This is a genomic window from Sphingobacterium alkalisoli, assembly GCF_005049105.1.
Classification (GTDB): Bacteria; Bacteroidota; Bacteroidia; order Sphingobacteriales; family Sphingobacteriaceae; genus Sphingobacterium; species Sphingobacterium alkalisoli.
Genome location: NZ_SUKA01000002.1, coordinates 245,566 through 258,037 on the forward strand (window position 1 = coordinate 245,566; position 12,472 = coordinate 258,037).

Genomic DNA, 12,472 nt, shown 5'->3' on the forward strand with positions numbered 1-12,472 from the left:
TTATAAGTAGAATAAGTAACCTAGTTCAACTTTTTATTTGAAGATCATTTTTATAAGGCGTTTATTCTTCATATTTTTGTGGTGAAATAAGCACAACAACATACGATATGCCAGTCAAGATACCAAATAATCTGCCAGCAATAGAGCTTCTAAAGAAGGAAAATATATTTGTGATGAGTGATCTGAGGGCCAATGCACAGGATATTCGTCCGATGCGTGTGCTGATCCTTAATTTGATGCCCATTAAAATATCTACCGAGACCGATTTTGTACGATTGCTTTCTAACAATCCGTTACAGGTAGAAGTAGAGTTTTTAAGATTGGATACGCATACGCCTAAAAACACCCCAGAAGAACATCTGGAATTGTTCTATAAAGGATTCAGTGACATTAAAGAGAATTTTTACGATGGTATGATTATCACAGGGGCGCCGGTAGAAATGTTAAAATTTGAGGAGGTGACCTATTGGGATGAAATTACCATGATCTTCGATTGGGCTAGAAAGCATGTCACTTCTACATTGTACATCTGTTGGGCCTCCCAAGCTGCGCTTTATCGTTTCTATGGAGTCGACAAAACACCGCTGGAGCAAAAGCTATTTGGCGTCTTCAAGCACACCGTCACAGAAAAAAAAGATCCGTTATTTAGAGGTTTTGATGACGAGTTTTTTATACCACATAGTAGACATACTACCATTTTAAAGAAGGATTTGGAAAATAAAGAGGGAGTCTCAATTCTTTCTGAATCGCAAGATGCGGGTGTTGCTATTGTATCTTCTAGAGGTGGGCGAGAGTTTTATCTTACCGGGCATTCTGAATATGCACCGCTTACACTGCATGAAGAGTATGTTAGGGACTTAGAAAGGGGATTAGCTGTCAACGTTCCGCATAATTATTATGCAGACAACAATCCCGACAATTCTCCGTTAGTACGTTGGACGGGGCATGCGAATTTACTTTTTAATAATTGGCTGAATTATTTTGTTTATCAAGAAACTCCTTTTGATTTGAAGGATGTGGAACATTTAGACGAAATAAAAAATCCTAATTAAAACATACATTAGAAAAGGCCTGTACATCGTTGCAGGCCTTTTGACTAAAATTACGCTATGCCTATGTCGCTATGATATTAGACATTTAGGTTTTGTGGTTTGTTTTCGCTTTCTTCTCTTCTTTTTTTCGCCAGTAGTTTGCTAAGATAGAACCCGAAATATTCATCCAAGGGCTGAAGATCGTCGCGGCAAGACCAATTGTCCCCAACTTTCCCATTGCACCGGCTAAGCCACTAGCCATACCACCATTTTGTAATCCTACCTCGAAAGCTAGTGTACGGGAATCGGCTTTGCTCAATCCCATCAGCCGGCTGAATGTATAGCCAAACAAATAGCCCGCACCATTGTTTATTACCGCAGCTAAGAATAAGAGAAACCCGACCTGTAAAAGATGATCTCTTCCAGCTGCCGTGGTAACGGTGGTAAAATATACGATACCCGCCATTGAAAGATAGGGCATGAAGTCATCAATCGCCGGTCTTCTTTTCGTAAGAACATGGTAAACCACACCTACTACGATAGCGCCTGCGAAAAAATTGAAGATTTCAATTGCATCTAAAAGAGGTAAAGAAACGTACGAAGAAAGCAGATTATCCCATATAGAAAGGCAGATCAGAAGCCAAGAAAGTGCAGTACCTGCGCTGATTTTTATCCACTTGGTCTCCCGTGATGAAGCTGTTTTGAGAAAATCATGGATCAATGCAGCACTCAATGGCACAATCACTATTTTGATGATTTCCATCATCATTTGAATAAATTTGACTTCTATTAATGTACCCGCTAATAGCTTCATTAAGAAAGGAGTCATGATGGGGGCAGCGATGGTAGTTATTGCAGTAACGGTTACGGAAAGGACTAAATTTCCTTTTGCAATATATGTCATTACATTTGAAGCCAGACCGCTGGAACAGCATCCTATCAGGATGATGCCTGCAGCTATTTCAGAATCAAAATGAAAGACTTTAGTCAAGAATAAACCCATCAGGGGCATTATTGTGAAATGACTCAGTAAGCCTATCATTACTCCTTTTCGAGATTTGGCGATACCGGTGTAATCTTTAATGCTCATCTTCATCCCCATGCCAAACATGACGAGTTGAACCACAAGCAAAATGATCCATTTATTTCGCATGTCGATAGGGCCGATATGTAACAGTTGCTCCGGGTAAATAAGTCCACATACTACTGCAGATATAATCCATGCTGTATATTGATAACCACGAAGAAAGGGTATGGCACCAAGCCCGATACTTGCTGCGATGCAAAAGGTCACGGCCATGGACTGCCACAATTGTTGGTGCGTTATAAGTATAGCGGCAAGCAATATCATAAAGGATATTGCAGCCAAGTATAAAGCTGCTTTTCGGATCGTATTCATGTAAAAGGGGATTAGGTTATCGCCTACATCTATGTTTTACCCAATATAGCTGCCAAATGCTTTATAGCAATTGATGGGCTAGACAGTATGGGCACCTTTTTGTCTTGCTCCGCTAGACTGTCTACCACTCTTGCCATTGATGCCTGGGCAAGTAAGATCACATCTACTTCATCGCTAAGCTCCTTAAGGGCCTTGGCTACCATCTCATCGTGTTTTTTAGCCTTTCCATCCATCAGCGCGTCAAAAGCACCCTCACACAATCTCGTTATCAACGAAATTTCTTTTTTTGCTACTTCAGCTCTTCTAGAAACGAGATCAGCTGTCGGTTCCAGTGTAGTTGGTAATGTGGCGATCACACCTATTTTTTTACCCATTTTTACCGCTTCGTCGGCCATGGCCAAATCTACTCGGATCACTGGTACGGTACTCAACGTTGCAGCGGTTTCTACTGCTTTTCCAATAGAAGAGCAAGTGACCAAAATATAATCAGCGCCAGCTTGTTCAGCAGCATTTATTTGCGTAACTACCCTTCTTGCTGTCGCTGGAGTGAGCTCTCCTTTAGCTATAACGTCCTTGATCAGACTGTCATCTACCATGTTGAATATATTGATTTCAGGCAGATACTGTTGACAAAGTTGATAGAATACAGGCACTAGTGTTGCCGATGTATGTACCAATCCTACTGTTTTGTTTTTCATTTTTTAACGTTATTTTTAGTTTACATTAATACTTTAACGAAGTAATCGTTTGTTCCGACCTGCCCCCCTTTAAAGTTTATTTCAATGCCATCTGCTGGATATCCCGATGTGGCGTAGGCCTTACAAATTGGAGATCCCGGAACAAAAGGGTATAGCATTTCCAGAGCTTCTATACCCATCGTTTTAGCGACGAAGCCGGAAGTATCACCACCCGCAATTACGATTCTTTTTAACTTTATTTGGCTTAAGATTCCGTTTACGATGGACCCTAAGGCCGTTCCAAATAAACGAGCAGAACCGTTATTCGAAGATTTTAAAAGATCTGAGGAGGAAAGGTTTCTGCTGTCATCCGGACCTTTACTCGTATGAATAATTAGATTTACTCCTTGATTGAGCAGGTTTATCGCCTGTCGGACATACTGGTCGATGAGCGCGTCATGATCACTGCATGAAACCAAAAGATCGGTATCTAACTCAATCTCCATGAATCGGCGTGCCAATGCATAATTTATCTGTTCTGCCGTTACTGGAGAACAGCTTCCTGACACAACCAAAATAGGGGAAGCCGACTCAGGTTGTGGCCAATTTTGCTCTTTTAGAAAAGCTTTTTGAGATAATAAATGATTACCCAATGCCATTTCAATACCCGAAGATCCGACCGAAAAAAGCGACTTATCCAGGTCTCTCATTTTTTCGATTAAGCCTCCTACCAAAGCAAGATGTGACTCACTTATCGTGTCGAATAGAACGATTTTGTTCTCGTCTTCCAGACCGTTCAGTTTTTCCAGACAATGCCCTTCCCCTTTTTCCAGATCAAGTACATCGATAAGTGCAACAGGTGTAGAAGTTTGCTTGGACAAATGCAAACGTAGATCACTCTCCTCTGCCGGAGTGATAGGATGATTGCGCATCGAAGGGTGTCTATCCAAACGATAGATATTACCTGTGCTTCCAATACCCATACGGGCAAAGAGGTTTCCAAAGCTACAATATCTTCCCAATGCGGGAGCAGCCACCAACATAGGGACGAGTTTATTCCTAAAAATCGGTATACCGATATCTATTGCTTTTCCTATGCTTCCAATGTGGGGTGCAGAGTCAAATGTCGAACATATTTTATAGTGAACATGGCAGGGATTAATTTTCTGAAGTGTACCAAAGGATTTACTAAGTTCCTCTTCCATTTTCTCGGTAGACATGCTGCGACTCATTCCTGCAATTCCTATCGCTTGTAAACCTTTAAACTTTTTCAACCGTTCTTCATCCGGTGTGTCAATAAATAAGATAGTTCGTATACCTGCCTTGCATAAGAAATCAAGTGCGTCCGTGGATCCTGTAAAATCATCGCCATAAAATCCCAAAAATAATCTCTCGCTTTTCATCACACCTTCTTGCCAAACTTAGCTACCGATTGTGCAAATTCCGGATATTGTTGGGCTGCTTCTTCCACAGATAACCCCGTTATCGCCGCATCCCATGCCTGTTTTAATGCTTTTACACCTCCTGCTGCACCCGCTGGATGACCAAGGATACCGCCTCCGGCCATATAGAGTAAATCTGTGGTTTTTGTTCGCTTATAGGTTTCAGGCGCTTGTCCTCCCCATTGTCCGGATGATACTACTGGTAAGATAGTATGGGTGCCCGCGATGTTGGTTAAGCAAGATTCAATAGATTTTACCACAGAATCATCCGATTCCCAGAATTTATTCTGGATCCCATTCACGTGAATCTGGTCCACGCCGGCCAGTCTCCATAATTTTTGATATGCAGGGAATTCAATACCAAGCAGGGGGTGTCGATTCAGCATACCCCAGCCATTACGATGGCCATGAATGGCGAGCTGACCAAGGTCACAAAGCTTTTTTACCGCCGATATACCCACACTATTGATGCTGATCATAGCACATGTACCTTCCGATTGAACAATTTTATCATAGTTCCGTTGCATGTTATCTATTTCGTCACTGATGTTAAATGCATACATTACTTTTTTACCTGTTTTGTGTGCATGATCATTGATAATTTTCATGACTGCATCTACTCTTTCAGCAAAAGGGGAATTTGCCGAAGAGGAGAGTAGCTCGTCATCCTTGATGAAATCAATGCCAGCATCCACAAGCACTTTTACGATATCGGCGGTCTGTGCTGGAGAAAGTCCAATACTGGGTTTGATGATTGTCCCGATCAGCGGTCTTTGGTATACCTCCGTAAGTATTCTTGTGCCCTCAATCCCGAATTGAGGTCCCCTAAAATATTGGGTCAGTGATAGTGGTAGTTCGATGTCCATCAATTTTAACCCTGTAAACTGAGTGAGTTCATAAAGATTCCCTTGTAAAGTAGAAATCATTACAGGAAGGTTTGACCCAAAGTTTTCTACCGACCAGGAAACTTTGATATATGCTCTTTGATATAGCTTTCCACTACTGGCTATACCCGGTATCGCCGGTTGATTAACTGTTTCCAGTAGATCAATGGCTTCTACTTTGGCGGCAAATCGACGTTTTAATTCCTCGGTTTCACCTGGTATATTCACAAAAGTGCCCGAAGATTGCTCGCCTGCCAGTACAGCAGCAGCATGATCAATTGCTAAAGGAGTTTCTATATAATAATGGGCTACAATTCTTTCCATTTTGTTAGTTTCTATTGAATTTTTGTTCGATATATGAAGGTTCTTTTACTTTATAGGTTTATTTAAGTTGAAAATACATAACAAAATTCGGAGTAGAAAGCATTTGCTAATATCCTATATAAGGTTGTAAATATGGTACAGGAGCTTTTCGGGATAATTTATCGTTATTGGTATGTTTTCAATGTAATTTTTTGAATAACTATACAAGTATTGTTTTTTTAGGAACTATTGAAATCTGTACGCGTTAAATATGTTCATTTTGTATAATACATTTTATTTCGTTTCCTAGTTTTTCACAACCATTTAGCGAGTCTTGCATGTCCTGGTGTATCTGATGATTAAAGTGAGATTTTTTACGGTTTAAACTTTAATAAAGTAGTTGGGAAGTTTCGCTTCGTTTCAAGCCAATGGCATTTTCTAGAAGCCGGTCAGTTGTTGTTTTTTTGTATATTTGCTTGTTCATATGGAAAAATCGAGTATCATCAAAATCAGTGAACAAACGACAAGTTCAATTTATCAATGGACGTTCAATCTTATAGAAGCAGTCGGACTTAGCGAAAAGGCCGCACACATTTTAACTTCTGCCAGCCTTCTTATTTCTATTTTCATTTTGTTGGCCCTTATCGATTATTTGATCCGGGTCATCTTTAACTCCATCGTTACTAGATTGATCCAAAGAACGAGGACGAACTGGGATAACTATCTGCTTGATAATAAAGTGGAGGTTCATTTAAGCCGTCTCATCCTTGTCGTGGCTGCTCAGCAATCTTTGCCGTATATTTTCATAGGATTTCCATCGTTCACTTCCGTTCTCGTTAAGCTATTGAGTGTTTTGATGATATTCGCGGTCTATGGTGTTGTGAATGGTCTTTTAAAGACAGGACGAGATATAATGCGTTCATCGAAAGGATTCGTAGACAAACCTGTTGATAGCTATCTTCAGGTGCTACAAATATTCCTGATTTTTGTTGTTGGAACCCTTATCGTTTCAGTACTTACAGGTAGTTCTCCGTGGTCCTTTCTGCTTTCACTCGGAGCCGCCTCCGCTGTCTTGATGTTAGTATTTAAGGACACAATACTCGGTTTCGTCGCCAGTATACAGGTTTCAGCCAATGATTCAGTACGTGTAGGAGATTGGATAGAAATGCCAAAATATGGTGTTGATGGAGATATCCTACAGATAAACCTGAACAACGTAAGGGTGCAGAATTGGGACAAAACCATTGTCACTATTCCAACATACACGTTATTGAGCGATTCGTTCAAGAATTATAGAGGCATGCAGGAAAGTGGTGGCAGACGGATCAAAAGATCTATCCAAATCAAGATATCTACCATCCGGTATCTCCGCCCCGAGGAAATTGAGAAACTTAAAAAGATTGTGCTTTTAGCTCCCTATATAGCACAGCGCGAAAACGAAATAGCAGAATACAATGCCCAAAATCAGATTGACCAAACCGTGCTTGTCAATGGCCGACGAATGACTAATGTTGGACTTTTTAGGGCATATATCAAGGCCTATGCGCAAAAAAATCCAGATATACATCAAGGGCTAACCCTTATGGTTCGCCAGTTGGCTCCCAATGAACATGGCTTGCCTCTAGAACTATATATGTTCACGAAAGGTACAGAATGGGCTTTTTTCGAGGATACCATGTCAGATATATTCGATCATCTGTTTGCTGCGATAAAGTATTTCGATCTTGAAGTATTCGAACTTCCTGCATCAGATGACCTGCGCCTGCTCGTAGCAGAGAGCAAAGTAAGACAGTAGATCATACAGTTTACTTTTTTAGAAAGAATTAAAAAGACGAAAGCAGATGAAAAATTCGCTTATCAAATATTTCGTTTACTTTCTATGGTATAGGTAAAAGAATCTGCGCGATAACAGCCGACATTGTATTCAATGGGGATATTATTGATGTCGTAAACATACCTTTTTCGGATAAGGATAGGTTCACCCTGTTTTATCTCTAATTTTGAAGCTATAAATGCATCGGCAGCTGCGGCACTTATCTCTTCCTTTGAGTTGAAAGCCACTATACCGTAGTCCGTTTCGAGTATCTCATAAAGCGGACGGTTAAAGTTTTCCGATGCTGAAATGGGTATCTGGGGATTAAATTCAGAGATAAAATATACAAAAGGTGAGTCTTTTTTTCCGCGCAGGCGTTCCAATCTCATGACTTTTGTGGATACCTCAATGTCAAAAAATGCGGCAACCTCTGCTGACACTTGATGCCTAAATATTTGAAGTTCAAAATTATGGATTTCGATACCGAGGATGCGCATTTCTTCGGAAAAACTAAGCCAGTTGCTGACACCACTGAATATTTTTTTTTTCTGCACACGTGTCCCCACGCCTTTTTTCCGAACAAGCAATCCCTCAGTTACCAATGTACTAATGGCCTGCCGTAAGGTGTTGCGTGATATTTTCAATTGTTCAGACAAGTCGACTTCCTTCGGAAGATACTGTCCATCCCGATATTCAGGCTCATCTATGAGCTTCCTAATAAGCTCTTCTGCCTGTTTGTGAAAAGGTACGGAGCTTTGGTGATCTATTTGTAATTCCATGTCTTGTGAACAAAAATAAAAAAAAATAATGTGATTTGTTTGTTTTTTAATGAAATGCTAATATATTTGCTTTGTCATATGTATATACATACTAATTATATGACTAAACAATTATACAATTATAAACATGTTAAGTACGTACAAGAAGAAGCCCGCTATCGGATTAAATGGTTTTGCTATTGAAGGTTGGAACGCTATCATTTCTCTTTTGGGAAAGCGAAGCATTGGAAGATGCGTGATGGCAATAGACTGCTATACCGGAATAGACCATGAGGAACTGCAAAATCAGTTTTTGAAACTTGAATCGGATCTCTTTATCCACACAAAAGATTTATTCATATCGGAGTCGGAGGTGGAAGTATTAACCGCTCGGTTTATGACCGACGATGTACTTTTTGGATATAATTCCAATATTTCCCTATCCGAATATTTCGACCTTGACAAGTTGAAGGCCGCGCAAAAGTCGGTTGGAGAAGCCAGTGGCAGCGTGATTATATTTGGTCATGGCGCGCAGTTGGTGGCCGTTGCTGATACCTTAATTTATGCAGATATGCCGCGCTGGGAAATACAGCAGCGTATGCGTAGGCAAGAAGCAACAGCGTTAGGTATTGACAATAGTAGAGAACCCTTTTCTTTTCAATATAAGCGTGGATTGTTTAATGATTGGCGCGTGCTGGATAAGCATAAGCGTGCAATTTATCACAACGTAGACTATTGGCTTGACACTGTTGCTCACGATTCACCTAAGCTAATAGATAGGCAGACATTCTATGCTGGAATGGACAAAGCGGCTGCTTCACCTTTCCGTGTGGTGCCTTTCTTCGATCCTGCACCATGGGGTGGGCAGTGGATGAAAGACGAATTTGCACTTGACGCGTCTAAGGTTAACTACGGCTGGGGTTTTGATTGTGTTCCCGAGGAGAATAGTTTGCTCCTTGATGTCAACAATATTGTCTTTGAGATGCCATCCGTAAACCTGGTATACACCAAGAGCAGCGAATTGCTCGGAAAGCCCGTAGAAGCGCGTTTCGGAATGGATTTTCCAATCCGTTTCGATTTTTTAGATACGGTGAATGGAGGTAACTTGAGCCTGCAGGTGCACCCGACGACCCAATATGCCCGGGACAATTTCGGACTACATTATACGCAGGATGAGAGCTACTATATCATGGAAGCAAAAGAAAATGCACATGTCTACATCGGATTGAAAACTGGCGTAGATCGACATGTCATGATGGATGAGTTGGATAAGGCAGAGCAAGGTGATCTTGTTTTCGATGCGGATAAATATGTGAACAAAATTCCAACGAAGAAACACGATCATTTTCTGATCCCGGCGGGTACAATACATTGTTCGGGGATGAACGCCGTGGTACTGGAGATCAGCTCCACGCCGAATCTATTTACGTTTAAGCTTTGGGACTGGCAGCGGCTTGGTTTAGACGGAAAACCGCGACCAATAAACGTGCAGAGAGGTAAACAAGTACTTAACTGGGATTGCGATACCACATACACCAATGCCCAATTAGTGAATAATGTCGAAGTCGTTGCCCAAGGCCACGGATGGGTGGAAGAAAAAACAGGTTTGCACAACAGTGAATTTATTGAAACACGTCGGCATACCTTCTCTTCTCCGGTCATACATTATACGCAGGAAAGTGTCAATGTGCTGAATTTGGTAGATGGCGAAGAAATTATCGTTGAAAGTCCGACCGACGCTTTCGAACCCATGATTATCCACTACGCTGAAACCTTCATTATTCCGGCTGCCGTCGAAGCATATTGTATTCGACCTCACGGTCTCTCAGAAGGTAAAGAATGCATCACCATTAAAGCATCAGTAAGAATCTGATCAACTAATATTAAGATCAATACACTATGCAAAGCAACCAAGAAAATAAATCACCCCTCGTGCTGATACCGATATTTCTCAATTTTTTTATCATGGGATTTGTAGATATCGTAGGGGTAGCGACAAACTATGTTAAGAAAGATTTTGTATTGTCGGAGACTACAGCCAGTCTGATACCTATGATGGTATTTGTCTGGTTTGCCTTATGTGCTGTCCCAACAGGGGTACTCATGAGTAAAATTGGGCGTAAAAAAACGGTAGCCGTTTCACTGATCCTCACGGCTTTGGCAATGAGTATTCCTTTTGTGATCTACAATTACCTGGGGGTATTATTCGCTTTCGCTTTATTAGGAATCGGAAATACCGTTTTACAAGTTTCATTGAATCCATTAGTGGCAACCGTAGTGCGGAAAGAAAAGCTGACCAGTACACTTACCATGGGACAATTTATCAAAGCGATTTCTTCGTTTTTAGGCCCCATACTAGTGGGCTTTGCGGCCACGCAACTAGACGACTGGCGCTTTACGTTTCTGTTTTATGGCCTAGCGACCATCCTATCGATTATTATTCTCTACGCACTGCACACCAACGAGCCAGTCGGAGCTGTTGAAAAGTCCTCATCATTTCGAATGATATTTGCTTTGTTGAACGATAGATACCTGACCAACTGTATCCTTGTTATTGTGTTGATTGTAGGGATCGATGTGGGATTGAACACGAGTATACCCCAGCTATTAATTGACAGGGTCGCTATGCCGCTCGAAGATGCTGCATTAGGCACAAGCCTCTATTTTGCAGCGCGCACCATCGGAACCTTTATTGGTGCGCTTCTGTTGGTCAAGTTATCCGCCGTAAAATTCCTGCAGGGTACAATATTGTTGGCTGCTATAGCTTTTATAGGCATGATGGTCAGTTCGTCGTTATGGGGCTTGTTGCTGTCTGTTGCGATAGTCGGACTTGCTTGCGCGAATGTATTTTCAATTATCTTTTCCCTTGCGTTGCAACACGATATGAAGCATGCCAACGAAATATCGGCATTGATGATCATGGGCGTATCTGGTGGAGCCTTGGTGTTGCCATTACAAGGATTGATCACTGATGCGTGGAGCTTCACAGCCGGTATGTCTGTCATCCTTCTCAGCATGTTATTAATAGGTTCTATTTCATTCAAATTCAAATCAAAATAACGATATGTACGACTACGATAATCGCATTGTTTTGACATTGGATGCAGGAGGAACAAACCTGGTGTTTTCTGCTATTCAGGCCAATAAGGAAATAGTAGAACCATATTGTTTACCCACTTACCCCGATAATCTGAAAAAATGTATGGAAGCGTTAATAAATGGGTTTACGCATGTTTCGAGTTTGTTGCCCATGGCACCTGTGGCTATTAGCTTTGCGTTTCCTGGTCCCGCTGATTACACCAACGGGATTATTGGCGATCTACCCAATTTTCCGTCATTTCGAGGAGGTATTCCTCTGGGCCCTTATTTACAAGCACATTTTCAGATACCTGTTTTTATCAATAATGACGGTAATCTTTTTGCTTACGGCGAAGCCCTGGCCGGTGCCTTGCCAACCTTAAATAACCGCTTAAAAATGCTGGGGTATAGCAAAGAATACCGTAACCTCATAGGGATCACATTCGGTACAGGATTTGGATCTGGGGTAGTGATAAATAATTTTTTGTTAACGGGTGACAACGATTGCGGAGGTGATGTGTGGGTGTTCCGCAACAAACTTTTTCCCGATAAGATCGCGGAGGAGAGCGTAAGCATACGTGCTATCATGCGAGTATACAGTGACCTTGCCGGTGTCACGGACGATACGTTAACGCCTAGCGACATATATCGTATTGCAGAGGGTGAGATAAAGGGCGATCGGAACGCCGCTCGAGCAAGTTTTGCCCAGTTTGGTGAGGTCGCGGGAGATGCTATTGCCCATCTCCTGACATTTGCCGACGGAATTGTGGTTATCGGCGGAGGAATTATGGGTGCGGCGAAATACATTATGCCCGCGCTGATCAATGAACTTAGCTCCTCTTTAAAGACTTTTTCGGGAGACACGCTTTCTCGCCTGCAAAGGGAAGTGATTGAGGTAGACGACGACGGTAACTTTAACCCGTCCGTCGCAGATAAGCATAAGGAGATTCCGATTCCGAATACCGATAAAACAGTAAACTACAATCCCCATAAAAGAACCTTTATTATGAAAACTTCCCTTGGAACGAGCACGGCCATTTCACTAGGTGCTTATGCCTATGCGTTACACACATTAGGCAATTAGATT

At 41.6% G+C, this 12,472-nt stretch carries 10 protein-coding genes; 5 read left to right on the forward strand and 5 right to left on the reverse strand.

Features of this window, described 5'->3' with window-relative positions:
• Positions 1-107 precede the first annotated feature (107 nt).
• Positions 108-1,052 carry a homoserine O-acetyltransferase MetA gene (gene metA, locus FAZ19_RS06680; RefSeq protein ID WP_136819950.1) on the forward strand — a complete coding sequence of 315 codons (945 nt, stop codon included), beginning with the start codon at positions 108-110 and terminating at the stop codon, positions 1,050-1,052.
• 85 nt (positions 1,053-1,137) lie between these two features.
• Here the strand turns inward: metA and FAZ19_RS06685 are convergent, their stop codons facing one another.
• Genes FAZ19_RS06685 through FAZ19_RS06700 form a run of 4 tightly spaced genes read right to left on the reverse strand, consistent with a single transcriptional unit; the run spans position 1,138 to position 5,757 of the window.
• Positions 1,138-2,430: a bile acid:sodium symporter family protein gene (locus tag FAZ19_RS06685; protein WP_136819951.1), complete on the reverse strand. Its 1,293-nt coding sequence runs from the start codon at positions 2,428-2,430 to the stop codon at positions 1,138-1,140.
• 29 nt (positions 2,431-2,459) lie between these two features.
• Entirely contained in the window at positions 2,460-3,128 is a 669-nt protein-coding gene (locus FAZ19_RS06690) for an aspartate/glutamate racemase family protein (RefSeq protein ID WP_136819952.1), read from the reverse strand.
• Positions 3,129-3,148: 20 nt separating this feature from the next.
• Complete coding sequence (locus FAZ19_RS06695; protein ID WP_136819953.1) at positions 3,149-4,510, reverse strand: four-carbon acid sugar kinase family protein; 1,362 nt, start codon at positions 4,508-4,510, stop codon at positions 3,149-3,151.
• Positions 4,510-5,757, reverse strand: coding sequence for a ribulose-bisphosphate carboxylase large subunit family protein (locus tag FAZ19_RS06700; protein WP_136819954.1), 1,248 nt, complete (start codon positions 5,755-5,757; stop codon positions 4,510-4,512). Before FAZ19_RS06700 ends, FAZ19_RS06695 begins: the two co-directional genes overlap by 1 nt.
• 463 nt (positions 5,758-6,220) lie before the next feature.
• Between FAZ19_RS06700 and FAZ19_RS06705 the strand changes: the two genes are divergently transcribed.
• Positions 6,221-7,531, forward strand: coding sequence for a mechanosensitive ion channel family protein (locus tag FAZ19_RS06705; protein ID WP_136819955.1), 1,311 nt, complete (start codon positions 6,221-6,223; stop codon positions 7,529-7,531).
• A gap of 62 nt (positions 7,532-7,593) precedes the next feature.
• On the opposite strand, the gene FAZ19_RS06710 is transcribed toward FAZ19_RS06705, so the two are convergent.
• Positions 7,594-8,328 (reverse strand): GntR family transcriptional regulator, encoded by a 735-nt coding sequence (locus FAZ19_RS06710; RefSeq protein WP_136819956.1) that lies wholly within the window; start codon positions 8,326-8,328, stop codon positions 7,594-7,596.
• Positions 8,329-8,455: 127 nt separating this feature from the next.
• Between FAZ19_RS06710 and FAZ19_RS06715 the strand changes: the two genes are divergently transcribed.
• From FAZ19_RS06715 to FAZ19_RS06725, 3 genes are read left to right on the forward strand one after another with little or no spacing between them, the layout of a single operon-like run.
• Complete coding sequence (locus FAZ19_RS06715) at positions 8,456-10,180, forward strand: class I mannose-6-phosphate isomerase (RefSeq protein WP_136819957.1); 1,725 nt, start codon at positions 8,456-8,458, stop codon at positions 10,178-10,180.
• Positions 10,181-10,206: 26 nt separating this feature from the next.
• Positions 10,207-11,367, forward strand: a complete 1,161-nt coding sequence (locus tag FAZ19_RS06720; RefSeq protein ID WP_136819958.1) for an MFS transporter — start codon at positions 10,207-10,209, stop codon at positions 11,365-11,367.
• Positions 11,368-11,371: 4 nt separating this feature from the next.
• Positions 11,372-12,469, forward strand: a complete 1,098-nt coding sequence (locus FAZ19_RS06725) for an ROK family protein (protein WP_136819959.1) — start codon at positions 11,372-11,374, stop codon at positions 12,467-12,469.
• Positions 12,470-12,472: the final 3 nt, after the last annotated feature.

Coding starts and splice junctions, on each gene's coding strand:
- metA (WP_136819950.1), top strand. CDS start 108: ATGCCAGTCAAGATACCAAATAATCTGCCAGCAATAGAGCTTCTAAAG.
- FAZ19_RS06685 (WP_136819951.1), bottom strand. CDS start 2,430: ATGAATACGATCCGAAAAGCAGCTTTATACTTGGCTGCAATATCCTTT.
- FAZ19_RS06690 (WP_136819952.1), bottom strand. CDS start 3,128: ATGAAAAACAAAACAGTAGGATTGGTACATACATCGGCAACACTAGTG.
- FAZ19_RS06695 (WP_136819953.1), bottom strand. CDS start 4,510: ATGAAAAGCGAGAGATTATTTTTGGGATTTTATGGCGATGATTTTACA.
- FAZ19_RS06700 (WP_136819954.1), bottom strand. CDS start 5,757: ATGGAAAGAATTGTAGCCCATTATTATATAGAAACTCCTTTAGCAATT.
- FAZ19_RS06705 (WP_136819955.1), top strand. CDS start 6,221: ATGGAAAAATCGAGTATCATCAAAATCAGTGAACAAACGACAAGTTCA.
- FAZ19_RS06710 (WP_136819956.1), bottom strand. CDS start 8,328: ATGGAATTACAAATAGATCACCAAAGCTCCGTACCTTTTCACAAACAG.
- FAZ19_RS06715 (WP_136819957.1), top strand. CDS start 8,456: ATGTTAAGTACGTACAAGAAGAAGCCCGCTATCGGATTAAATGGTTTT.
- FAZ19_RS06720 (WP_136819958.1), top strand. CDS start 10,207: ATGCAAAGCAACCAAGAAAATAAATCACCCCTCGTGCTGATACCGATA.
- FAZ19_RS06725 (WP_136819959.1), top strand. CDS start 11,372: ATGTACGACTACGATAATCGCATTGTTTTGACATTGGATGCAGGAGGA.